This is a genomic window from Pseudomonas vranovensis, assembly GCF_040438935.1.
In the GTDB taxonomy this organism is placed as follows: domain Bacteria; phylum Pseudomonadota; class Gammaproteobacteria; order Pseudomonadales; family Pseudomonadaceae; genus Aquipseudomonas; species Aquipseudomonas vranovensis.
Window position 1 is genome coordinate 1,796,772 of sequence record NZ_CP159259.1, and the last position, 23,359, is coordinate 1,820,130.

The following is a 23,359-nucleotide window of genomic DNA, read 5'->3' on the forward strand; positions in this document are numbered from 1 at the left end:
GCGCTAGGGGGAGGTCTATCCGTTGGGCGGCCCAGGCGGGCCGTAGAGCATTTGCAAAAACCAGATGATGAAGCCGTAGCCGCCGACGATGGCCACCGACAGCAAGGGAAAGAGGAAGGCGACAAGAAAGATGAACAACTTGGCTTCCTTGCGGCGCGTGGTTTTTTGTTCTTCAGCCAATGACATGGAATGTTCTCCAGCCGAACTGTTGATTGAGCGTAGATCAACAGGTGGATAGGGTTTGCGGATAAAAGCGCAGGGCGACCGACGGCCCGTTGACCCAGATCATTAATGGAGAAGATAACTAAGCGCCGACAGCAAGCGATAATAATAACAATTATGATTCACTGGCTTTTCATGGTCCTGAATAGGCAATAAGTGCTGGTCTATACTCCAGCCGCCTTACCCGCAGCGAGTCATCGGAGTGCCCCGCCAAATGGATGTCCCTTCCAAGCCGAAATCCACACTCAATCCACCGGTTTTCTACACCAGTGCGCTGCTGATCGCGTTGATCGTGCTGTACACGGTGATCTTCCAGGACCAGGCGCAGGCGGTGTTCGGCCAGGTCCAGCAGTGGATCCTGATCAACGCCAGCTGGTTCTACATCCTGGCCGTGGCATTGATCCTGATCAGCGTGGTGTTTCTGGCAGTCAGTCGTTATGGCGATATCAAGCTGGGCCCGGACCACAGCGAACCGACCTACCGCAACAGCAGTTGGTTTGCGATGCTGTTTTCTGCCGGCATGGGCATTGGCCTGATGTTCTTCGGTGTGGCGGAGCCGGTAATGCACTTCACTTCTCCGCCCGTGGGCGAGGGCGGTACGGTGGAAGCGGCGCGCGAGGCGATGAAGATCACCTTTTTCCATTGGGGCCTGCACGCCTGGGCGATCTACGCGATTGTCGCGTTGATCCTGGCGTACTTCAGCTTTCGCCACGGGCTGCCGCTGACCCTGCGCTCGGCGCTCTATCCGCTGATCGGTGAGCGGATCTACGGGCCGATCGGCCATATGGTCGATATTTTCGCCATTCTGGGCACGGTGTTCGGTGTCGCGACATCGCTGGGCTATGGCGTGCTGCAGATCAACAGCGGCTTTCACCTGCTGTTCGGTCTTCCGGTCAACGTCACGGTGCAAGTGGCGCTGATCGCCGTGACCTGCGCCCTGGCCACACTGTCGGTGGCCAGCGGCCTGGACAAGGGCATTCGCATCCTCTCGGAGCTCAACCTGGGCCTGGCCATTGTGCTGATGCTGTTCGTGCTGCTGCTGGGGCCCACCGTGTTCCTGCTGCAGACCTACGTGCAGAACACCGGTGCTTACCTGTCGGACATCGTCAACAAGACCTTCAACCTCTATGCCTATCAGCCGACCGACTGGATCGGTGGCTGGACCTTGCTGTACTGGGGCTGGTGGCTGTCGTGGTCGCCGTTCGTGGGGTTGTTCATCGCGCGTATCTCGCGCGGCAGGACCATTCGCGAGTTCGTCTGCGGCGTATTGTTCGTGCCGGCCGGCTTCACCTTGTTGTGGATGACTGTGTTTGGTGATTCGGCCATCCATATGATCTTCAACGACGGAGTGAAGGAGTTGGCCGCTGCCATCGACAAGGACACATCACTGGCGTTGTTCGAGTTTCTCAAGCACTTCCCGTTTTCAGGGGTGGTGTCATTTGTCGCGGTGCTGATGGTGGTGGTGTTCTTCGTCACCTCGGCCGACTCGGGGGCATTGGTGGTCGACATGCTGGCGTCGTCGGGGCAGCAGGCTTCGCCGCTGTGGCAGCGGATTTTCTGGTCGGTGAGCATTGGCGTGGTGGCCATTACGCTGTTGCTGGCCAAGGGCCTTGAGGCCCTGCAGACCGCCACCATTGCCACCGCCTTGCCGTTCTCGATGATCTTGCTGGCGTCGATCTGGGGCTTGTTCAAGGCCCTGAACCTGGATGCCACTCGCCGTGGCCTGCGCCATCAGGCGCTGCCGTCGGCCCGCCACGCCAAGCAGTCCCATGGCAGTTGGCAGCGACGCTTGCGCAGCATCGCGATGATGCCGCGCAGGGCCCATGTGAGCCGCTTCATTGACGAGGTGGTGAAGCCAGCGTTCGATGAGGTGGCTGCGGAGTTGCGCAAGCAGGGTTACGAGGTGTCGGTGAATGCGGAGAAGGAGGGTGTGATAGCGCTGGACCTGGAGCACGCCGGCGAAGGCCGCTTTTTGTATGAGGTGCGCACCCGCGCGTTTTCTACGCCGGGCTTTATCCTGCGCGACCTGGATGAAGGATCGGATGGGCGCAAGTACTTCCGTGCCGAAGTGCATCTGCGTGAGGGCGGGCAGGACTACGACATCATGGGTTGGAGCCGTGAAGATGTGATCGGTGACATCCTCGATCAGTACGAACGGCACCTGCATTACTTGCATGTGGTGCGATAAACCCGCCCTTGTTGGCAGTAAGCAGCTGTTTACACTGATATTTTTTGCAGAGGGGGCTTCCCAAGGCGCATTAATGTTGGTAAATTTACGCGCATTCTTGCACAGGCCATCACGTAGCCGACTGCAAGGGCTACAGGGGCGTCGCCAAGCGGTAAGGCAGCAGGTTTTGATCCTGCCATGCGTTGGTTCGAATCCAGCCGCCCCTGCCATATTCTCAAGAGCACCCCGGTCGTTCAGCAGCAACAGCTGCCAGAACGCCGGGGTGTTCCTGTTTCTGCCTCTCTCGTTCTTGACCCGTGCAGACCAGCACGGCGCCCTCACAGCGCCGTGCTGGCCCGTCGCTTAGTGAGGCGCGCGCGGGATGGTCTTGAGCAGGTCTTCAGGGCTGATGTGGCCTACCACTTGTTGCACGCTGCCGGGTTGCGGCAGGTCGAGGATGTGGCCTTTCATCTTGCCGATCACGTGCATCTCGCACGGCTTGCAGTCGAACTTCAGCGTCAGCACCTCATCGCCATGTACCAGCTGCATCGGCGCAACCTTGGTACGCACGCCGGTCACGCCCTTGGCCTGCTTGGGGCACAGGTTGAAGGAGAAGCGCAGGCAGTGCTTGGTGATCATCACCGGTACTTCGCCGGTTTCCTCGTGTGCCTCGTAGGCCGCATCGATCAGCTTGACGCCGTGGCGGTGGTAGAAGTCGCGGGCCTTCTGGTTGTACACGTTGGCCAGGAACGACAGGTGCGACTCGGGGTATACCGGCGCAGGATCGGTCTCGGCCTTGCGCGCGCCGCGTGGGTGGGCGGCAACGCGGGCGGTAGTGAGGGCCTCGATCACTTCGCGGCGCAAGGCCTTGAGTTGCGAGTTGGGGATGAAGTACGCCTGCGGTGCATCGAGCTTGATGTCGGTGGCGTGGTATTGGGTGGTACCCAACTGGCCGAGCAGGTCGTGCAGTTGCTCAAGCGCCTGCTCCGGCTTGTTGGCCGCGCCGAACGGGCCGTCCAGCGAGACACTGGCGTTGACGCCTTCCTCGCTGGTGGCGGTCAACTGCAGGCGGTCTTCGCGCAGCTGCGCCACCCAGGTCAGGCCCACACGGCGCTCGGCAGAGGTCTTCTGCAGGGCTTGCTGCCAATTGTGGTCCAGGTTGCGGCTCAGCGGATGGTTGGGGCGCAGTTGCAGGCCCTTGGGCATCTCGTTGGGCTCTACGCGATAGCGGTAGCGTTTCTCGCCGTCTTCATCGAACTCGCCCTTGGGCTCGGCGATATTGGCGCGAAAGCCCACCACTTCACGTTTGACCAGCACGTTGAGACCGTCGCCATTGGACAGCGGCTCATGGGTGACGACCATCAGGTCGCACTTGCCGACTTTCTCTACCACGCCCACCGGCAGGCCGGTGAAGGTTGGCGAGTCGAAGGCGCCGATGTCGATCTTGCGCTCGCTGACAAAGTAGTCGGTGCTGCCGCGGTGGAAGGTCTTGTCCGGGTCGGGCAGGAAGAAATGCGCGGTGCGGCCGCTGGAGGCGCGGGCCAGGTCCGGGCGGTCTTCGAGGATTTCGTCCAGGCGCTGGCGGTAGTAGGCGGTGATGTTCTTCACATAGCCCATGTCCTTGTAGCGGCCTTCGATCTTGAACGAGCGCACGCCGGCCTCGACCAGGGCGCGCAGGTTGGCGCTCTGGTTGTTGTCCTTCATCGACAGCAGGTGCTTTTCGTAGGCGATCACGCCGCCTTTTTCGTCCTTGAGGGTGTACGGCAGGCGGCAGGCCTGGGAGCAATCGCCACGGTTGGCACTGCGGCCGGTCTGGGCGTGGGAAATGTTGCACTGGCCGGAGAAGGCCACGCACAGCGCGCCGTGGATGAAGAACTCGATGGCGGCATCGGTTTCATCGGCAATGGCGCGGATTTCCTTGAGGTTGAGCTCGCGGGCCAGTACCAGTTGCGAGAAACCGGCCTGGTCGAGGAACTTGGCCCGGCCAAGGGTACGGATATCGGTCTGGGTGCTGGCGTGCAGTTCGATCGGCGGAATGTCCAGTTCCATCACACCCAGGTCCTGGACGATCAGCGCGTCGACGCCGGCATCGTAGAGCTGGTGGATCAGCTTGCGGGCCGGTTCCAGCTCGTTGTCGTGCAGGATGGTGTTGATGGTGGTGAAGATGCGGGCGTGGTAGCGCCGGGCGAACTCCACCAGCTGGGCGATTTCGCTCACCTCGTTGCAGGCGTTGTGGCGCGCACCAAAGCTTGGGCCACCGATGTACACGGCGTCGGCGCCATGCAGGATGGCCTCGCGGGCGATGGCCACATCGCGGGCAGGGCTGAGCAGTTCAAGATGATGTTTGGGCAGGGACATGGTTTTTTTAGTCAGGCTGTCACGGTCAAGGCGCGCATTGTAGCGGCGAAACGTGGGGAGGGCACTCGAATGCTGCCCGGTGGTGCAGGGGGGCTTCTTGCCGGAGCTGCTGCCGCCAGGCTGCGTTCGACTGCAAAGCAGTCGCCATTGCAGAGTAACGGCCGCTGCGCGACCAATCGCAGCCTGGCGGCAGCGGCTACAAGGGGCAGTGCTTCAGGCCTTGGCGGCCATGGCCGTCACTTCCACACGCATGCCTTCGGCGGCCAGGGCTGCCACGCCGACGGCGGCGCGCACTGGCCAGGGCTTGGCGAAGTAGCGCTTGTATACCTCATTGAAGGCCGGGCGGTCGGCCATGTCGGTGAGGTAGATGGTCAGGTGCAGTACGCGGTCCATGGAGCTGCCGGCACGTTCCAGTGCCACCTTGAGCGCCTCAAGGGTGCATTCGCTCTGGGCGGTGATGTCGCCCAGCTCCAGGCTACCGTCGGCACGGGTCGGGATCTGGGTGGAGACCAGCAGGCCGCCGAAGCCGGTCACGTCGCTGGAAATGGAGTCTGCGTCAGGGTCCGGGACGTAGGTGATGTCGTGGTTGGCCATGAGAACCTCGTGTTCAAGGTGAAAAAGGCGCCCAGTCTAATCCCATGGCCAATGCTGTGCTCGGAAATCCTGTTGCCCGGGCAGCGTGCAGGCGCGGGCGCGGGCGCGATCACTTGAGCCAGGCGGTGAATTGTTCCTTGCAGTATTCGACGAACAATTGCGCAGGCTTGGTCAGTTGGGCTCGCTTCAACCATCCGGCCACCAGCCCGGAGCCAGTGACATCTTCGGCCAGCTCCACGCACACCACCTCCTGGCCGTCGTAGGTGCAGGTCAGGTTCGGGCGGGTCACCAGCAAGGCAAAGCCGAAGCCCTGGCCGACCATGCCGCGGACCATCTCGATCGAAGGCGAGCTGAAGACGATGTTGGGGGTCAGTTGCAGTTCTTCGAAGATACTCACGAAGTAGGTACGGCTGGGCTGTACGTCCAGCAGGATCATCGGCTCCAGGGCCAGGTCACGCAGCGACACCTGGGCTTGGCCGGCAAAGCGGTGTCCGACCGGCACCAGGGCATAGGGACGTTGCGGCGCCATGAGCGCTTCGGTTTCGATGGTGCTGTCCAGGTCATGGTCGTAGAAAATCGCCAGGTCGAAACGCCCACCGGTCAGGCCTTGCACCAGTTCCTGCTGCTCGCCGTCCTGGAGGCGGATCTCCACCCCCGGGAAGCGTTCATGAAAGCCCTTGATCAGGCGCGGCAGGTAGAGTGGGGCGACGGTCTCGAAGCAGCCGATGTCGATCTGCCCGCACACCACATCATTGTCGGCCAGTGCGTTCTGCTCGAACTCCCGGGCCATGCGCAGCAGTTCCTGGGCCTTGCGGTAGAAGCGGGCGCCACTGGGTGTGAGCGAGACACCCTGGGCATGATGGCGGATGAACAGCTGCACGCCGAAGCTGTCCTCAAGGCCCTTGATCGCGGTGGAAATCGACGGTTGCGCGATGTACAGCTTGCGCGATGCTTCGGCCACGCTGCCGCATTCGACGGTGGTGACGAAGTACTTCAACTGACGCAAGGTATAGGACGCCACAGCGTACCTCTGGCTGATTGTTTTGCTACACGATACCCCGCCGGGCGCTGTGTCCTACAGCGGATTTTGCTGGGCACTGAGCATATTTTCGCTGGGCAACCATTGATCGCCTCGACGGCACGCGGTGTGGTGGTGCCGTTCCAACGCATACGGCCAGGATTTCACCCGGCCGGATTCTCGAGGTATCTGCCATGAGCACTCCACGTCCTGAAGATGATCCGCTCTGGAAGGATCCACTGAACAATCCGCAACGCGAACATGACCCGGTCACCGACCCCAATGTCGACGGTGATCCGCAACGGCGCGAGCATCCGCAGGATGTCGAGCGTGTGCCGGATGATCCGGATCTTGACGACCGGCTGCCTGAACCGGATCAACCAACGCCGTTGTCGGATGATCGCCGTTGATCGTGGGGCAAGCCCGCTCCCGCAATCCCCCGGGTAGCCCGCGTGGAAGCGGGCTTGCCCTGCGAAAATCCACCCACCGTTCCATCCATGCAACGCTCTGAAATGCTGCTGCCGCTTCCGCCCGCCCATCACTGTGACTAAGGTAAGTAACACGGTGTGTCGAGGGAGCGGTATGCAACCACTGATCAACTATTTCCGGATGGTCCTGCACCCAGGGCCGGACACGTTTCGTTTCGCCCTGCGAACCATCGTCGCCTGCTTGCTGACGTTGTACCTGGCGTTTGTCTTCGACCTCGACCAACCCAAGTGGTCGATCATGGCCGTGTTCATCGTCAGCCAGCCGCTGGGTGGCATGACCCTGCAGCGCAGTTTCGCCCAAGTGGTCGGTACGACCGTGGGGGCTGCGGTGGCGGTGCTGATCATGGTGCTGTTTCCCCAGGCGCCCGTGCCTTTTATCGTCACCCTGGCACTATGGCTGGCACTGTGTACTGCCGGGGGCACCCTGCTGCGCTACACCAGTTCCCATGCCTTTGTACTCAGCGGATTCACCGCCGTGGTGGTGGCCATGCTGGCAATTCCCGAACAGGGCAACACCCTCATGCTGGCCATTACCCGGCTCACCGAAACCTTGCTTGCGGTGGCTTGCGTGTGCGCCGTCAGCCTGCTCGGCGCCCGGCCCCAGGCGGTGGCCACGGGGTATTTCGCCAAAGTCGACAACCTGATCAAACTGATGGCCGCCCACGCGGCAGCGGCCATTCGCGGTGAAGAAACCAGCGCCGCGTTCAGTCAGCGACAAATGCAGATTCTCGGTGAGATCAGCGCCCTGGAAGGATTGCGCCGCCACCTGTACTTCGACGCTCCGCACTTGCGTGGTGCCAACGGGCTGGTGCAGTTGCTGGGCAACCAGTTGGTGCTGCTCAGTTCGCGCCTGACTGTACTGCGCAATCAAAAGCTGATGATTGCCGAGCGCTGGCAGGGCGCGTACCCCGATTTCATCAGTCGCCTGCTCACTGACGAACTGGCCTTTCTCGATCAATTGGCGCAACAGGGCAGGGCCATGCCGGCCAGCGCCCGCGAACACTTCAGCGCCTTGCAACGTCGTTTCGACCAGGCCGCCCTGCAGGCAGAACAACTGCAGCACGACCTGCCGCCGACCCTGCGCTCGCTCGCCTGGGCCCTGCGCTGGGAACAGGCGCGCTTGCTGGAGCAACTGGGCGAAATGCTCGAGCTGAGCGACGCCATCCAGGAAGGGCGTGCAGGCGACTGTGTCTACCGCCAGCCGCTGACCAACCCGCTGCACCTGGATTTTCGCCTGGCGGCGATGAACGCCAGCCGTGCCTTCATCGCCTTGCTGGTCGCCGGCTTGATCTGGATCGAAACGGCTTGGGACGGCGCCCGCGCCGGCGTGATCCTGGTCGGCATCCTGTGTTCGCTGATGGCGACCTTCCCACGCCCCTTGATGGCGGCTCAAAACTACATGCGCGGGTTGGGCATGGCCTTGCTGGTGTCGGCGTTGTACCAGTTCTGGCTGATTCCCCAAGTGGTGGACTTCGAGATGCTCGCATTGTTGCTGCTGCCGTTGCTGTATGTGGTCGCCGTGGGGCTTTCTACCCCGATGACCGCCGGCATCGGCATGGGCCTGGGCCTGTCCAGCTTCCTGCTGTTCGGGCCGCAGAACATCGGTGCCTGGCAGAACACCGCGATCCAGTGGTTCGAGTTCGCCGGCGCCTATATCTGTGGTGGGGTACTGTCGCTGCTGGTGTACGCCTGGCTGTTTCCGTTCAACCCGCAATTGCGCATTGAGCGGTTGTTCCGCGAGACCCGCGAGCAGGTCTACGCCTTGCTCAAGGGGCCCGCCAGCGATGAGCGGCAGTTTGCCTTCGAAAGCCGCATGGTCGACCGCCTGACCCTGATCCTGGGTTTGCTGCCGGCCACCCAGGATGCGCGCTCCAAGGCGCTGTTCGAGGTCAACCTGGCATGCATGGCCCTTGGCGTGGCCCTGCGCCAGTTGCAGGAGCAGGGCCGCAGCAACCTGCTGTTGGCCGAGGCGACCCGCGAACGTCTTGAACAGGTGCTACGCAACACCGGTCGCTATGTGGCCGGGCGCACTCGGGGCCAATTACCCGCATTGCTCGAAACCCTGCAGGTGTTGGGTGAGGACCTCGATACGCTGCACAGCGAACAGTTTGACGCGCCTGCTGAACAACTGCGCTCGCTGTTCAGGATTCGCGTTGCGCTGCTGGTGATTGCCGGGTTCCTGCGTCACTACAGCACCTACCTCGATCCCGCTGCCGAAGGAGAGCCGGCCCTTGCCCATTGATTTCGAGATCGGTGGCGTCTACCTGCCACCGATTGCCCAGGCCTTGTTGCTGGCCGTGCCCTTGTTGTTTGTGCTGCTGTGGTTGTTGCAGCGCCTGGGTGTGATGCAACGGGTGTGGCACCCGGCGTTGTTCGAAGGCGCGCTCTACACCTGCCTTTGTGCCTTGATCATCCTGTTCATGGGGAGTTGAACCTTGAAGACGTTTTTGGCCCAGGCCTCGACCCTGGCAATCGTGGCACTGGCATTGGTGCTTGGCTGGTTCGCCTGGGAGCACTACACCCGCGCACCCTGGACCCGCGATGCGCGGGTGCGGGCAGATGTGGTGACGTTGTCGGCCGATGTGTCCGGGCGCATCACTGCGCTGCACGTGCAAGACAACCAGCATGTGAACCAGGGCGATCTACTGCTGGAAATCGACCCGGCGCGCTACACCCTGGCCGTGGAACATGCCCGGCGCGCCGTCGAAGTGGCCCAGGCCAGCGAAGGCCAGGCGCGGGCGCAGATCGTCTCGAGCCAGGCCTTGCTCAAACAACGGCAAAGCGAGGAGCAGCGTCGGCGCACCTTGAAGCAAGGCTTTGCGATCTCAGGGGAAGAATGGGAAAAATCCAGCACCGATGTCGCCGTGGCCCAGGCCGAACTGATGCGTGGGCAGTCGGACCTGAGCCTGGCCCTGGCCAACAGCCGCCTGGCCAGCGCGGCGCTGACCCAGGCCGAACTGGACCTTGAACGCACGCGCATCGTTTCGCCGGTCACAGGCTTCGTCACCAACCTGCAGACCCGCCAGGGCGACTATGCCAGCAGTGGTGTTGCCTTGCTGGCGCTGGTCGATAGCGCCTCGTTCTATGTCAGTGGCTATTTTGAGGAAACCAAGTTGCCTCGCATTCACCCCGGTAGCCGGGTGGACATCGCGCTGATGAGCGGAGAGCGCTTCGAGGGCAAGGTGCAGAGCATTGCCTATGCCATCACCGACCGCGAGAACGAGTTGGGCAACCGCCTGCTGGCCAACGTCAACCCCAGCTACACCTGGGTCAAGCTGGCCCAGCGGGTGCCGGTGCGGATCGAGATCGACCCGGCCTATGCCGGCAAAGCCAGCTTGCGCGCCGGTACCACCGCGACCGTTACCGTGCGCGATTGATAGGCCGCGGCAGTTCATCGGCTTGGTCTGAAAAGATAAAGCGTTGGCGCACAAAGACAAGACGCTGCCCGCACAAGGGTTCAAGGTGGTGCGTAACAACAATAAAACTCACCACCCAGGCTGCGCCCGGGTGCAGGAGCTCCGTTATGCGCCACTATGTCTTTTCCCTGGTTGTCATTGTGCTGGTGGGTGCCGCCACCGCTTCCACCGCGCCCGCCCCGGCCCCGCAACAGCTGTCCATCACCAGTCTCTACCTGCCCAAGGTCACTGAACACGCGACGTTCAGTCGTTTTTAACCGACAGCAGGGTGTGCCCGATGGCACCTTGGTGGTAGGCTTTTCGCCCTTTCTGTCTCTGTCGACCCGCACACCCTTCGATGATCTTCAACCTCGCGGTATTTCTCTGCACCCTGACGGCCATGGAGGGCGTCGGCTACCTGGCGCATCGCTACATCATGCACGGCTGGGGCTGGTTCCTGCACCGCTCGCACCATGAGCCGCACCTGGGCGCGCTGGAAACCAATGATGTCTACCTGGCAGCCCTGGCCCTGATCGCCTTTGCCCTGGTGGCGTTGGGCCGCGCCGGTCATGCGCCGTTGCAATGGGTGGGGGCAGGGGTGGCAGCATTCGGGGTCATCTATGTGATCGTGCACGACGGCATCGTGCACCGGCACTGGCCCTTCAAGCCGCGGCCGCGCAATCGCTACCTCAAGCGCTTGTACCAGGCGCACTTGCTGCATCATGCCTTGAAGGGGCGGGACAACAGTGTATCGTTCGGCTTTTTGTATGCCCCGCCCTTGCACCGTTTGAAGCGCCAACTGCGCGAGCGCCGCAAGCACCAGTAGGAGCGCAATTTCGTACAAGATTGCCCGCTTCGTTAAGCGTACGCTGGAGCTGGTCCCTACATGGAGTAAGCGCATGAGCCTGCATATCGAAACCCCGTTGCTGGCATCCCGCCCGCTGAGCCTGGCCAGCGGCCTGGACATCTGGCTGAAGCTCGACGCCCTGCAGCCGTCGGGCTCGTTCAAGTTGCGCGGCATTGGCGCTGCCTGTGAAACCTATGCCAGGCAGGGCAAGCGTCGTTTCATTTCCTCTTCAGGTGGCAACGCCGGTATCGCCGTGGCCTATGCCGGCCGCAGCCTGGGCCTGGCCGTCACCGTGGTGGTGCCCGAGACCACCACCGAACGGGCCAAGCAGTTGATCCGTCAGGAACAGGCCGAGGTGATCGTTCATGGCAAGGCCTGGCACGAAGCCAACGCCCTGGCGTTGTCGCTGCTGGGCGATGATGACGCCTATATCCACCCCTTCGATGACCCGTTGCTGTGGCAAGGCCACGCAACGATGATCGATGAAGTCGCCGCCAGCGGTTTCACCCCCGATGCGGTGGTGCTTTCGGTGGGTGGGGGCGGTCTGTTCAGTGGTGTGTGCGAAGGCCTGGCGCGCAATGGCCTGGGGCAGGTACCCGTATTTGCCGCAGAAACCACCGGCGCCGCCTCGCTGGCCGCGGCCATGGCGCAAAAGCAATGGGTTGCACTGGACAGCGTCAACACCGTGGCCACGTCGCTGGCTACCAGGCAGGTGTGCCAGCGTGCCTTCGAGTGGAGCCAGGAACGTCCTGTGTTCAGCCATGTGGTCAGCGATCAGGCTGCACTGGAGGCGTGCGAGCGCTTCCTCTCGGACCAGCGCGTGCTGGTCGAGCCAGCCTGCGGCGCTGCGCTGGCGCTGGCCTATTCACCCAGCGAGGCGCTCAAGCGCCATGCCAAGGTGCTGGTGATCGTCTGTGGTGGGGTGACCGCGACCGTTGACCAGATCCGCCAGTGGCGGGCGACCTGCTGATTTGGAAAGCGTCGTTCATCAGGCTCCGGGCCATCCAGGCGTTCGCCTGATCGATGCCCGTTACCAGCAATTCGCCTTCCCCCGGCATTTCCACCTGGAGTACCACATCGGCCTGATCGTCGCCGGCCAGCAACGCTACGCTGCCGGTGGCGAACGCCTGCTGGCCGGGGCCGGGGACATCCTGCTGATGGCCCCGGAGCATGTACACGACGGTGCCAGTGCCAGTGACCAGGGCTATGGCATTCGCATCCTGACCCTGGACCCGATCTGGCTGGCCGAGGCCAGCCGTGACCTGAGCAATGGCCGCCAAGGCTTGCCCACCCTCAATGCCAGGCAACTGCGCCACCCGCGTTTGCAGCAGTTGCTCAATGGCCTGCACCAGCAACACGATCCGCTGGCGTTCCAGAGCCAACTTTACGAAACCCTGGCCCTGTTGCTGGGGATGGGCTCCACCCTTACGGTCAGTGACCACGGCAATGGCTTCGATGCCAGGCGCTGGCAGCAGTTGCGCGAGTGGCTGGAGTCTCGCCTGGACCAGCCGCCGAGCCTGGAAGCAATGGCCGCGTTCGTTGACCTGAGCCCCTGGCAATTGCTGCGCCGCTTTCGTAATCACTGCGGGCTGCCGCCGCAACAATGGCTGACCCAACTGCGCCTTGAACGCGCTTTGCCGCGGGTGCTGGCCGGCCAGCCGTTGAGTGCAATTGCCCTGGACCTGGGCTTTTACGACCAGGCGCATTTCAGCCGATTGTTTCGCCGCACCTACGGTGCGCCTCCTCGTGCCCTCGGAGGCGCAGGTATACACAAAGCCTCAGGGAGCTGACTTGCTTGCCACTAGGCCAACTTACACAGTCAGTCCGCATCACGGGGCACGCCCGCTCCTACCGGGATCGGTTCGCGGCTAACCCACCAGCCGAACGCTGCGGCGGTGAAGAACATGATCAGGCTGTAGATCGCCGCCGGGATCGCCATGGTCGAGTTGTTGAGCAGGCTCGGGGCCAATGCCAGGGCAATGGCCAGGGTGCCGTTGTGGATGCCGATCTCCATGCCGATGGCAATCGCCTGGCGTTTTGGGATCTTCAGCAGGCGCGGCAGCCAGTAGCCGATGCCCAGGCTCAGCAGGTTGAACAGCAACGCCGCTCCGCCGACCACCGGGGCGTACTCCACGACGGTCTGCCAGTCCTTGACCAGGGCCAGCACCACGGTGAACACCAGAAACAGCGCCGCCACCAGTTTCATCGGCCGTTCCGAGCGCTGCGCAAAGCCTGGTGCCAGGCGGCGGATCAACATGCCCAATGCCACCGGCACCAGCACAATGGCGAACACTTGCAGCACTTTGGTGAACTGCAGCGGGATGGCCTGGTCAGCGGTCATGAAGTAGGCCAGCGACAGGTTGACCAGCAACGGCATGGTCAGGATCGCGATCAGCGAGTTGACGGCGGTCAGGGTCACGTTCAAGGCCACATCGCCGTGGGCCAGGTGGCTGAACAGGTTGGCCGTGGTGCCGCCAGGGGAGGCGGCCAGCAGCATCAGGCCCACCGCGAGTGCCGGGGCCAGGCCGAAGCCCTTGGCAATCAGGAAGCAAATGAACGGCAGCAGCAGGATCTGGCAGGCCAGGCCGATGAGCACTGGCCGGGGGAATTTCACTACCCGGGCAAAGTCGGCCAGGGTCAGGGTCAGGCCCAACCCCAACATGATGAAGCCCAGGGCAATGGGCAGAAAGGCGCTTAGCAAAGGCGATGCAGTCATGTCCGGGTCTCACGCAAAGGGATGTGCGCCAGTGTAGGCGAGGATCTCAGCTCGCGTAGCCCGGCATCTGCTCATCGAGCTTGCGCAGCAACGCCGGCCAGGGCAGGGCGCCGCCCATGCCGGTGCTGCTGCGCAGCACGCCAGCGAGCATGGCCTGGGTACCGGCGAGGATGCTCTTGGGGATTTCGCTCAGCGCCGTGCCGCTGCCTTGGGCCATCAGTTGGATCTCGCAGGTACGCTGGAAAATGAACATCATCAGGAAAGCGTCGGCCACGCTGGCGGCGCAGGTCATCAGACCGTGGTTGCGCAGCATCATGTAGTGGCTCAGGCCCAGGTCGGCCTGCAGCCGGGCCTTCTCATCGGCGTGCAGGGCAACGCCTTCGTAGTCGTGGTAGCTCAGGCTTGCGAGCACGAACATCGACTGCTGGGACAGCGGCAGGATCCCCACCTGCTGCGCCGACACGGCAACGCCCGCGGCGGTGTGGGTATGCAGCACGCAATTGACGTCGTGGCGCACCTCATGCACGGCGCTGTGAATGGTGTAGCCGGCGGGGTTGATCTCAAAGGGGCTGTCCATCTGCTTGGTACCCTCAAGATCGACCTTCACCAGGCTGGAGGCGGTGATCTCATGGAACATCAACCCATAGGGGTTGATCAGGAAATCTTCGGTGCCCGGTACCTTGGCCGAGATATGGGTGAACACCAGGTCATCCCAGCCATGCAGGGCGATCAGGCGGTAGCAGGCGGCCAGGTCCACGCGGGTCTGCCACTCCTGGGCCGAGACTAGCTGCTGGACATCACCCGGTGTTTTCAGGCTGTGCATCGGTGCTTTCCTTGTTCTTGTGGGTATGGCCCTGAGTCTAGCCACACGGCACCCGGGCGGAACTCGCCTTGGCAGCCAAGCTGATAGCCTTGCGGGTCAACCGGCAGGTGAGGTTGTTCGCGTGCGGGCAGTGGTGTAGAAATGCTGCGCACGTTTTGAACAAGAGTCCGTTGATGACCGAGCGCACCACCTCTTCCCATTGGGCCAGCACTATCGTCCAGTCCCTTGAGCACCAGGGAGTGGACTGCCGCCGACTGTTCCAGATCCTGGGCATGAACTACGCCGCCCTGAACGACGCCGATGCACGCTTTCCCCAGGATGGCATGACCCGCTTGTGGCAGGAGGCGACACTGAGCACCGGCAACCCGGCCATTGGCCTTGGCATGGCCCGCGCCGTCCGGCCATCGGCCTTTCATGTGGTGGGCTATGCGGTGATGTCCAGCCATACATTGCTGGAGGGTATCGAGAGCCTGGTGCGCTACCAGCGAATCATCGGCGAGGGGGCAGACCTGGCCCTGCAGGCCACGGACGAAGGCTATGACTTGACGCTGGCCATTCATGGCGACCGTCTGCCCTCGACCCGGCAAAGTGCCGAAGGGTCGCTGGCGTACTTTCTTGCGTTCTGTCGCTGGTTGGCCAATCGGCCATTGCAGCTTCGGCGGGTGTGTTTTCGCAGTGAAGCGCCCCAGGACCCCGGGCCCTACGCCGAGGTATTCCAGGCACCCTTGCAGTTCGAGGCCGAGCGCTACGCCCTGTGCTTTGAGCGCGCCGACCTGCAGGCGCCGCTGCCTACGGCCAATGCTGGCCTGGCCAAGTTGCACCAGCGTTTTGCCGATGACTACCTGACACGTTTCGCCGATGGCCAGGTGACGCACCAGGTGCGCTTGCTGCTGTGTCGCCTGCTGCCTCAGGGTGAGCCTCGTCGAGAAGCCATGGCCCAGGCCCTGTTGTTGTCCGAGCGCACCTTGCAGCGGCGCTTGCAGGAGGAGGGCAGCAGTTTTCACCAATTGCTCGACGACACGCGCCGTACCTTGGCCGAACAGTACCTGGCCCAGCCGGGGCTGAGCCTTCAGGAGATCTCCTATTTGCTGGGGTTCTCTGCGCCGAGCAATTTCTTTCGCGCCTTCCGGCGCTGGTTTGCCACCACCCCCAACGACTACCGTGCCAGCCGCGCGCCTTAGCAGGCGGCCAGGTACAGCGATTGCCGGGGACGGGCAAATACCCGGTGCAGCATCGGCTCGAAGAACGCCAGGGGCAGGGTCTCGCCCGCCGGGTCGAAGGCGGCCGCGTCGTAGCGGGCGCAGAACTCGATGGTGCGCAGGTACTGCGGGTGCTGCTTGAATTGCTCGCGCAAAAAGCGATCCATGCCCAGGTGATGGAAAAAGTAGTAGCCCTGGAAGATGCCGTGGTGTTCGATCATCCAGTGGTTTTCGGCGCTGACAAAGGGCTTGAGCATCGCTGCGCCGATATCGGCGTGATTGTAGCTGCCCAGGGTGTCGCCGATATCGTGGAGCAGGGCGCAGACCACGTACTCTTCGTCTTCACCGGCGCGATAGGCCAGGGTGGCGGTCTGCAGGGAATGGGTCAGTCGGTCTACCGGAAAGCCGCCGAAATCGCCTTCGAGCAATTTCAGGTGAGCGAGAATGCGCTCGGGCAAACCGGCGGCGAAGTCGGGAAAGTGACGAGCGATGATTGCCCAGTCCTCGGCGGTACCGTCGTCCATGTGGGTAAAGCGCGCGCGTGCGTTCATGCTGGGCTCCAGGTTCAATGCCGTTGTGGCTGGGCCGAGCATAAGAAGCCGCGTGCCGTGTGCCCAATCGCTCCGGGCGCCAGGTTGTTATCTTTGTTGGCCATTGTTGGCCACGCCTGCGTCAAGGCGCCGCGCTTGTAGACCCTGGCCCCAGGCAGTAGCATTCGCGGCTTTACTCAAGGATCCGATACCCGATGCAGTTCCAGCCAGGCATTCTCGACGCTCCCGTTCCTGCTCAAGCCCGTCACCTGTTTTTCGCCCTGCACACACCGGCTGTGCTCGCTGGCGTGCTCGATGCACTGCTGCAAGCGGTAGATGGCAGCCGTGTGGTGGCCGGTTTCGGCGCGCCGCTGGTACAGGCGCTGGGGCGTAGCATTGATGGCCTGCGTGCCTTCCCGCAGTTGACCGCCGCCGTCGACAATCCTTGCACCCAGCACGACCTGTGGTTGTGGGTGCGCGGCGATGACCGCGGTGAACTGTGGTTGCTCAGCCAGGCCCTGGAAAAGCTGCTGGCGCCGGCGTTTGTGCTGGTCGAGGCCACCGACGCCTTTCGCCACAAGAGTGGCCATGACCTGACCGGCTATGAAGATGGCACCGAGAACCCGGTGGAAGACGCCGCGATTGATGCTGCAATCGTTGCTGGCGATGTGCGTGGGGTGAGTGGTTCGAGCTTTGCTGCGTTCCAGCTGTGGCGTCATGACCTGGACTGCTTCAAGGCACTGCCGCAGGCTGAGCAGGACGACATCATTGGCCGACGCAAGTCCGACAATGAGGAGCTGGATGATGCGCCGGTGTCGGCGCATGTCAAACGCACTGCCCAGGAAAGCTTCGAGCCTGAGGCGTTCATCGTGCGTCGGTCGATGCCTTGGGCGGACGAGCGCGGGGCCGGGCTGGCCTTTCTGGCTTTTGGTCATTCGTTCGATGCGTTTGAAGTGCAGTTGCGGCGCATGAGCGGTCTGGAAGATGGCGTGGTCGATGCGTTGTACCGCTTCAGCCGACCACTCACCGGCGGCTACTACTGGTGCCCGCCGATGTGCGAAGCCGGCCTGGACCTCAGCGCCTTACTGGGCTGACAACTGTAGGCGCTATAGCCAGCACATCTGGAGTTGCCTGGAAAACGGCCGCTACGCGGCCGATCGCAGTCTCGTTCCTCGGCAGCGGCTACAGAGTACCGGTGTTGCCGCTGGCGACAGCCTGCGATCGACCGCACAGCGGTCGTGGTTCAACACAGTTTCCCCCACTGGTCGGGTTCAAAACCCGCTCTCGCGCAGGAACACGGCCATCAGGTGCGTCACCCCATCGGCCAGCAAGCTGCGGCGCTCGCCCTCGATTTTCAGATGCCCCCGGGTTTCGCGCAACGAGGGCAAGGGCGCATCCAGCTGAACCAAGACCTGGAACACCGCAGTCGTCGGTATCAGCGCGCTTTCATGCGCCGCCACCGCCAACGGCCCGCCATAGCGTGACGCCAACAGCCGATGGCTGAGCTGGCTGGTACGGGTGCTGGCGATGGCCAGCACCTGTCCGCTTACCGGCGCGGGCTGCCCATCGGCATAAAAACGCACCCGGCCACCCTGCACCAGGCGATGCACTTTGTCCTGGTCGACATAGGCATCGACCTGCCAGTGGCGCGGGTCGATCAATACCCCCAGGGCTTCCTGGCGACCCACCCACTGCCCTGGCCGCCAATCAGGGTTGACGTCCAGCCATTGCCCTTCAAACGGTGCCTGCAGGTTGAGGCGGGCGATTTCCGAACGCGCCGAACGCGCTTCTTCGTATTGCACGCGCAAACGCTCACGGGTCGCTGCCTGTTCGGCAAGCCCGCCCGGCTCGGCCAGCAGGCCGCCCAGGCGCGCCTGGTAGCTGCGCGCATTGGCTTCGCTGCTCTGCAGGCGCGAGGCGATGTCGGGCTCGTCCAGTACCACCAGGGTTTCCCCGGCCTTGACTGTACCCTCGCCACGCACCGACTGCAGGCGGGCAGGATAGGGCGCATATACCCGCAGCTGATGTTCTGCACGGGCCACGCCCACGGCGTCGATCTGGCTGCGCCAAGGCACTGCCAGCAGCAGCAACAGCGCTGCCAGCAGGCCATAGAATACCCACCGCCGGCGCTGCGGCACGGCGCTGCGCTGGGCGTACCAATGCTTGAGTTCACGCCAGATCGGCATGGCGATAAACCAGGACAGTTCCACTACCAACAGTACGATCCCCAGCAATTTGAAAAAGAACAGGTACACCGCCAGGGCAATCCCCAGGAACAGCACCAGCCGGTAGGCCCAGGTGAGAAAGGCAAAGGTCACCAGCAGGCGGCGCTTGCTGGCCGGAAAGTGTTCCGGCCAGGGTTCGTCCAGGCCCAGCAGGTTGCGGCGCAGGCTGACCCGGGCCAGTGCCGAGGCGCGTTCGTGCAGGTTGGGAAAATCCAGCAGGTCGGAGAGGATGAAGTAGCCGTCAAAACGCATGAATGGGCTGGCATTGAGGGCCAGAGACAGCACCCAACTGGTGGTCGCCAGGTACAGCAGGGCATTGCGCAGCGGGCCTGGGTCGCACAGGGCCCAGCCCAAGGTGCTCAGGCCTGCCAGTGACAGCTCGGTGATGATCCCCGCGGCGGCGATGGCCAGGCGTTGCTGCGACTTGCGCAATTTCCAGCTTTCACCGGTGTCGGTGTAGAGCATGGGCCAGAGCACCACGAAGGCAATGCCCATGTGACCCACTTTCAGCCCAAGGCGGGTTGCCACCAGGGCATGACCAAGCTCGTGCAAGGTCTTGGCGACCATCAGGGCCAGGGCAAAGCTGAGCAGCCCTTCGACCGAGAATGACTCGACCACGTCGTGGACGAAGGTGTCCCACTGGTGCAGCACCAAAATGATCCCCAGCACGCTCAAGGCAATGACCACCAGTGCCGTGAGCGGGCTGAACAGCCAGCCCAGTGACTGGGCCAGGTGCTGCAGGTGGTGTTGCGGGCGCACCAGCGGGATACGGAAGAACAAATAGTGATGCAGCCACCAGCGCCAGCTCAGCCAGGTACGCTCTTCGCCGCGTGCCTTGAGCCGTTCCAGCGCCTCGGGGCCCGCGCGCAGCAGTTGGTGCTGTTCAAGGAAGGCCTGGAACCCCAGCACCTGATCGACGTCGGGTTTGAGGGCCGTCTGCTCGGCAATCTGGGTGCTGACCTGGCGTGGTGTCTGGCCCCAGCGCAGCAGGCACTCGAACTCCAGCCAGCCAATCCGGTAAAAGCGGTTGATCACCGTGTCCTGGATCACCCAGGCCGGCTCGCCGTTGCTGCCCTCGGACGCCTCGCTCAGGCGCAGGTCTTCACGCAGGGGCGGCAACGGCAGGTCGGCGGGCTCGCGCATTACAGGCCACTCCAGGCACGTACCGCTGCGATCGGGCGGCGCAGCAGGTAGTAGCCGAGCATGACCCGGCCGCCATACAGCTTGGCGGTGCCATGCAGGCCCAGGCGAGCATGCTCCGAAGCGTCGTCGATGCTCGCCAGCAGCCGATAGGCGACCACATTGTCGTCGGTACTACGGGCCTGGTAGCTGGTCTCGAGGATCTTGCCCTTGAGCGGTGTCAGGGGGTAGGCGGTCAGAAACAACGTCACCTCGGCCCCGGGTTCCAGGGCGATGGCGTCGGCCACCGGCAGTTGGATGAGCATCGCCGGTTGCGCAGGGTCGGCCACCTGCATGATGCGCTCGCCGGTGACTACCGGTTTGCCCAGCCAGTCGTTGGGGTCGCTGAACACCGCGACGCCATTGCGTGGCGCCAGCACCCGGGTGCGCTTGAGCTGGGCCTGGACCGCTGCCAGTTCGGCCCGGCGCTGGCGAGCGCGGCCTTCGAGCAGGGTCAGCTCGCCTTTGCTTTGCGGGTTGTCGAAGGCGCGCTGGCTGGCTGCCGAAAGTTCGGCATCGGCCACCGCGACCTCCTTGCCAAGTACTTCGGCGCGGCTGCGCAGGGTGGTCTCATCGAGGGAGAACAAGGGTGTCCCCACTTCGACCACCTGGTTGGGTCGTACCTGGATCTGGTCGATCACGCCATCAATGGGGGAACTGATGATCTGTGCCTGGCGCGAGACGATTTCGGCCGGTGCCAATGCGCTCTGGCGCACCGGCAACAGCAACAACAGCCCCAGCGCCGCCACTAGCAGCAGGCCCTGGCGCCGGCTCAGGCCCCAGCGAAACAGCCGGCGTTGACGGCTCAGCGCCGTCCAGCAGTAACCCCAGGTGTCGAGCAGTGTAGGCAGGGCCTGTTGCATTGGTGCAGGCGGCGCCTGCTCCAGCAACAGCAGCAAGATACCCAGGCGCTCACCGTCGCGAGCGTGTACCGGCAGGCACCACAACCCTTCGGGCCACCATTCATCCCAGCCGTCGGCGATGTCTGCGGGCGGTGGCACGCTGTTGCGAGTCAGCCACACAGGCGCGGCATCGGGCACCTGGCTTGCAACCCAGCGACTGGCCCGCTGCAACCAGACCAGGTAGGGCGAATCTTCGCTGGGGCGAGTCAGGCCCGAGACCTGCAGCAGCTCAAGGCGCTTGCCGCGCTGGGCGAACACCAGGGCCTGGTGGAACGCCAACAGCGGGTACAGGTCGTTGGCCATGGAGAAGCTCAGGGCATTGAGCGAGTCGGCCTGCAAGGCACGGTCTCGCAAGGCCCCCAGCTGCAGCAGCAGGTTCAGCGGCGGGGGCGATTCACTCATGGTCATCGGGGAACCGCGCCGTGCCGCTCATGCCGGCAATCAATTCGGGGTACTTGTTATCGAGCTGGGCTTCGAGCTCGACGGTCTGCGCCACGGCATCGACCCGGGCGTTGATGACGCTGATATGTGCCGGGTACTGCTTGCCGGTTTCAACGATGTTCACCTCCAGGGGCATGCCGGGCTTGAGGTGCTTCAAACGGGTGGAGGGCACGTTCAGGCGCACCTTGAGGTCGCCATCGCTGACCAGGTCGAACAACGGCGTGCCGGCACTCACGGTCTGGTAGGGCTTTACATGGACCTTGGCGACTCGCCCGGCAAACGGCGCCAACACCTGACAATAGCTGCTTTGCGCGGCGGCCATGGCCTGGGCGCCGTCGGCCTTCTGTACTTCGGTATTGGCCATCGACACTTCAAGATCGCCCACCGCATCGAGTTTGCGCAGGCTTTTCTTGGCGTCCAGGTTCTGCCGGGCCATGGCCAGTTCGGCGGCGGCCACCTTGGCCCGGGCCTGGGCTTCGCTGCAATTGAACCGCGCCAGCGGGGCAGACTTGGCCACGCGCTGGCCAAAGCTGCCGCGGAGCTCGGTCAGGGTCCCGGCCATCTGGCTCGACAGGGTGGTTTCCAGCTCCGGGGCCAGCAACACGCGAATGGTCGCGGCCTCGTCCAGGGGCGGCGGCACATGGGTGGCCTGGGGGGCGTCTTCGGCCCAGGCGGGCAGGGCAGTGGCGAGCGACAACAGAATCATCACGGCAGATTCACAAGCTCGGTTGGGCATAAGGCGTTCCTTGCTGGGTGACGAGCAGGCGTTTTTGTTCCTGTTCATTGAGGGTGCGGTGAATCTCGTTGGCCAGGGTCTTTACGTCGTGCTTGTCGATCTCGGCCGGCAGGATGTCCAGGCCGATGGAGTTGTACAACCGGCCCCAGGCCGCCTGGGCACTGGAGAACGCCGCCTCGCGCTGGTAGCGCGAGAGCAGGTAGCGACCTTCGGCGCGGATCAGCTCGAGCTCCGATCCCAGGTTGTTGCGCTGCGCGGCCTGGGCGTAGTTGAGCAGACTCTGGTCGACGCGCAGGCTTTCATCGGAGAACGTCACCTCCTGGCGTGCCAGCTGATAGCGCAGGGCGCCTACCCGAACCTGGGTGAGAATGGCCATCGACAGGGCGATCCGACGCATGTCGTCGGTGTTGCCTTGTGACGCCTGGGCAGCGTTGAGCGAGGGCAGTTGCAGCAGCTTGAGCAGGTTCATCGACACCTGCAGGCCGGTGGCATTCCAGTGGCTGTTGTAGGCCAGGGAGTTGGAGTCATAGCGGTAGCCGTAGTCGAACGTGACGTTGGGCCACAGTTGCGCCTTGGCAATTTTCAGGTCCTTCTCGTTGACCCGCTTGCGGTACCACTCTTCCATGATCTCCGGGCGGTTCTGCAGCGACAGCAGCTCCAGCTGGTCGATACCGGCACCGATCTGCGGCAATTGCGGCTCGGGCATGTCGGCCAGGACCATGCGGGTCTTGGGCGGCAGCGACATCAATGCCGACAGCTCGGCCTGGGCGAACTCCAGGTCCTGGCGGCGGACGGTGAGCAGGTACACCGAGTCGAGCAGGGCGCGCTGGTAGGCGAGGATCTCCTGGCGGGGCAGCAAGCCCTTGTTCTCGGCTTCGCGGGCCTGGGTCAGGGCGCGGTGGGTGCGGGCCAGCAACTGGTCCACTTCAGGCATCAGGCGTTGCGCGGCCAGTGCGCGCCAATACGCGTTGCGCACATCCTGCAGGACGTTCTGCGCCACCTTGCGTCGGCGCTCGTCGGCCATCAGCATCTGGTCGGCCTTCTGCTGGGTGCGGTAGTAGGCCACGCCAAAGTCCAACAGGCTCCAGCTCAGGCCCAGGCCGTAGAGCGTGCGGTAGCGGTCTTCGGAGGTCGAAGGGCGCAAACTCTCTTCGCGGTCCTCGATACCGATGGAGGTACCGCCCGAGTCGTTGTTACGGCCGGCATAGCCCGCAGAGGCCACCAGGCGCGGCAACATCTCGTGGCTGGAGACGTCGCGCAGGTCCGAGGCCAGGGCGCTTTCCATCAACTTGAGGCGGTAGTCCAGGTTGTATTTCAGCGCCCGGGCCGCCGCTTCGTAAAAGGTGATAGGCGTGGTGACCGGCTCCTGGTCACGGTACATGCGGGCCTGGTCGTCGACGATGCGCTGGCGGTTCTGCTCTTCGGTGATGGCCTGGGGTTCCAGCGACGCACAGGCACTGAGCAACAAGGCTGAAGTGAGGGCCGTAATCGTAAACCGGGTCGCATGTCTAGGCATATT

General features: G+C 63.3%; 22 protein-coding genes and 1 tRNA gene. 12 read left to right on the top strand and 11 right to left on the bottom strand.

Going from position 1 to position 23,359, the window contains the following annotated elements; all coding sequences use genetic code 11:
• Positions 1–15: 15 nt before the first annotated feature.
• Positions 16–186: a periplasmic nitrate reductase, NapE protein gene (gene napE, locus ABVN19_RS08425; RefSeq protein WP_028945065.1), complete on the bottom strand. Its 171-nt coding sequence runs from the start codon at positions 184–186 to the stop codon at positions 16–18.
• 250 nt (positions 187–436) lie between these two features.
• Between napE and betT the strand changes: the two genes are divergently transcribed.
• Positions 437–2,410 (top strand): choline BCCT transporter BetT, encoded by a 1,974-nt coding sequence (gene betT / locus ABVN19_RS08430; protein ID WP_028945066.1) that lies wholly within the window; start codon positions 437–439, stop codon positions 2,408–2,410.
• A gap of 134 nt (positions 2,411–2,544) precedes the next feature.
• Positions 2,545–2,619 (top strand) — tRNA-Gln (locus ABVN19_RS08435).
• Between the two features lie 133 nt (positions 2,620–2,752).
• Here ABVN19_RS08435 and ABVN19_RS08440 read toward each other — a convergent pair.
• The 3 genes from ABVN19_RS08440 to ABVN19_RS08450 form a co-directional block, all read right to left on the bottom strand.
• Positions 2,753–4,747 (bottom strand): U32 family peptidase, encoded by a 1,995-nt coding sequence (locus tag ABVN19_RS08440; RefSeq protein ID WP_105641351.1) that lies wholly within the window; start codon positions 4,745–4,747, stop codon positions 2,753–2,755.
• Between the two features lie 213 nt (positions 4,748–4,960).
• Positions 4,961–5,341, bottom strand: a complete 381-nt coding sequence (locus ABVN19_RS08445) for a RidA family protein (protein ID WP_028945068.1) — start codon at positions 5,339–5,341, stop codon at positions 4,961–4,963.
• Positions 5,342–5,450: 109 nt separating this feature from the next.
• Entirely contained in the window at positions 5,451–6,362 is a 912-nt protein-coding gene (locus tag ABVN19_RS08450) for a LysR family transcriptional regulator (RefSeq protein ID WP_028945069.1), read from the bottom strand.
• A 191-nt stretch (positions 6,363–6,553) separates the two neighbouring features.
• On the opposite strand from ABVN19_RS08450, the gene ABVN19_RS08455 reads away from it, so the two are divergent.
• The 8 genes from ABVN19_RS08455 (at position 6,554) to ABVN19_RS08490 (ending at position 12,879) form a co-directional block, all read left to right on the top strand.
• Positions 6,554–6,769, top strand: coding sequence for a hypothetical protein (locus ABVN19_RS08455; RefSeq protein ID WP_084168007.1), 216 nt, complete (start codon positions 6,554–6,556; stop codon positions 6,767–6,769).
• Positions 6,770–6,941: 172 nt separating this feature from the next.
• Complete coding sequence (locus tag ABVN19_RS08460; RefSeq protein WP_028945071.1) at positions 6,942–9,089, top strand: FUSC family protein; 2,148 nt, start codon at positions 6,942–6,944, stop codon at positions 9,087–9,089.
• Positions 9,079–9,279, top strand: coding sequence for a DUF1656 domain-containing protein (locus tag ABVN19_RS08465; RefSeq protein ID WP_028945072.1), 201 nt, complete (start codon positions 9,079–9,081; stop codon positions 9,277–9,279). Before ABVN19_RS08460 ends, ABVN19_RS08465 begins: the two co-directional genes overlap by 11 nt.
• Positions 9,280–9,282: 3 nt before the next feature.
• Positions 9,283–10,224, top strand: a complete 942-nt coding sequence (locus ABVN19_RS08470; protein WP_028945073.1) for an HlyD family secretion protein — start codon at positions 9,283–9,285, stop codon at positions 10,222–10,224.
• Between the two features lie 146 nt (positions 10,225–10,370).
• Positions 10,371–10,520 (top strand): hypothetical protein, encoded by a 150-nt coding sequence (locus tag ABVN19_RS08475; RefSeq protein WP_158259218.1) that lies wholly within the window; start codon positions 10,371–10,373, stop codon positions 10,518–10,520.
• A gap of 80 nt (positions 10,521–10,600) precedes the next feature.
• On the top strand, positions 10,601–11,068 hold the full coding sequence (locus ABVN19_RS08480; RefSeq protein ID WP_028945074.1) for a sterol desaturase family protein: 468 nt from the start codon (positions 10,601–10,603) through the stop codon (positions 11,066–11,068).
• A 73-nt stretch (positions 11,069–11,141) separates the two neighbouring features.
• Positions 11,142–12,059 carry a pyridoxal-phosphate dependent enzyme gene (locus ABVN19_RS08485; RefSeq protein ID WP_105641350.1) on the top strand — a complete coding sequence of 306 codons (918 nt, stop codon included), beginning with the start codon at positions 11,142–11,144 and terminating at the stop codon, positions 12,057–12,059.
• A 1-nt stretch (position 12,060) separates the two neighbouring features.
• A complete protein-coding gene (locus tag ABVN19_RS08490) occupies positions 12,061–12,879 on the top strand; it encodes an AraC family transcriptional regulator (protein WP_105641349.1) in 819 nt (272 codons plus the stop codon).
• Positions 12,880–12,908: 29 nt separating this feature from the next.
• Here the strand turns inward: ABVN19_RS08490 and ABVN19_RS08495 are convergent, their stop codons facing one another.
• Together ABVN19_RS08495 and ABVN19_RS08500 are read right to left on the bottom strand one after the other, a co-directional pair.
• Positions 12,909–13,805, bottom strand: a complete 897-nt coding sequence (locus ABVN19_RS08495) for a bile acid:sodium symporter family protein (protein ID WP_105641348.1) — start codon at positions 13,803–13,805, stop codon at positions 12,909–12,911.
• A 46-nt stretch (positions 13,806–13,851) separates the two neighbouring features.
• Positions 13,852–14,628 carry a class II aldolase/adducin family protein gene (locus tag ABVN19_RS08500; protein WP_105641347.1) on the bottom strand — a complete coding sequence of 259 codons (777 nt, stop codon included), beginning with the start codon at positions 14,626–14,628 and terminating at the stop codon, positions 13,852–13,854.
• Positions 14,629–14,801: 173 nt separating this feature from the next.
• On the opposite strand from ABVN19_RS08500, the gene ABVN19_RS08505 reads away from it, so the two are divergent.
• The gene (locus ABVN19_RS08505; RefSeq protein ID WP_105641346.1) at positions 14,802–15,809 is read left to right on the top strand and encodes an AraC family transcriptional regulator; all 1,008 of its coding nucleotides are present in this window, start codon (positions 14,802–14,804) and stop codon (positions 15,807–15,809) included.
• Here the strand turns inward: ABVN19_RS08505 and ABVN19_RS08510 are convergent.
• Complete coding sequence (locus tag ABVN19_RS08510; protein ID WP_105641345.1) at positions 15,806–16,378, bottom strand: HD domain-containing protein; 573 nt, start codon at positions 16,376–16,378, stop codon at positions 15,806–15,808. The genes ABVN19_RS08505 and ABVN19_RS08510 overlap by 4 nt on opposite strands.
• Before the next feature lie 194 nt (positions 16,379–16,572).
• Between ABVN19_RS08510 and ABVN19_RS08515 the strand changes: the two genes are divergently transcribed.
• On the top strand, positions 16,573–17,451 hold the full coding sequence (locus ABVN19_RS08515) for a Dyp-type peroxidase (RefSeq protein WP_028945079.1): 879 nt from the start codon (positions 16,573–16,575) through the stop codon (positions 17,449–17,451).
• 177 nt (positions 17,452–17,628) lie between these two features.
• Here the strand turns inward: ABVN19_RS08515 and ABVN19_RS08520 are convergent, their stop codons facing one another.
• From ABVN19_RS08520 to ABVN19_RS08535, 4 genes are read right to left on the bottom strand one after another with little or no spacing between them, the layout of a single operon-like run.
• Positions 17,629–19,725, bottom strand: a complete 2,097-nt coding sequence (locus ABVN19_RS08520; protein ID WP_028945080.1) for an HlyD family efflux transporter periplasmic adaptor subunit — start codon at positions 19,723–19,725, stop codon at positions 17,629–17,631.
• Complete coding sequence (locus ABVN19_RS08525) at positions 19,725–21,071, bottom strand: HlyD family secretion protein (protein ID WP_028945081.1); 1,347 nt, start codon at positions 21,069–21,071, stop codon at positions 19,725–19,727. The genes ABVN19_RS08520 and ABVN19_RS08525 overlap by 1 nt, the downstream gene beginning before the upstream one ends.
• On the bottom strand, positions 21,058–21,840 hold the full coding sequence (locus ABVN19_RS08530) for an efflux RND transporter periplasmic adaptor subunit (RefSeq protein WP_051270638.1): 783 nt from the start codon (positions 21,838–21,840) through the stop codon (positions 21,058–21,060). The genes ABVN19_RS08525 and ABVN19_RS08530 overlap by 14 nt, the downstream gene beginning before the upstream one ends.
• The gene (locus tag ABVN19_RS08535) at positions 21,821–23,356 is read right to left on the bottom strand and encodes a TolC family protein (protein ID WP_028945083.1); all 1,536 of its coding nucleotides are present in this window, start codon (positions 23,354–23,356) and stop codon (positions 21,821–21,823) included. Before ABVN19_RS08535 ends, ABVN19_RS08530 begins: the two co-directional genes overlap by 20 nt.
• Between the last annotated feature and the right edge of the window lie 3 nt (positions 23,357–23,359).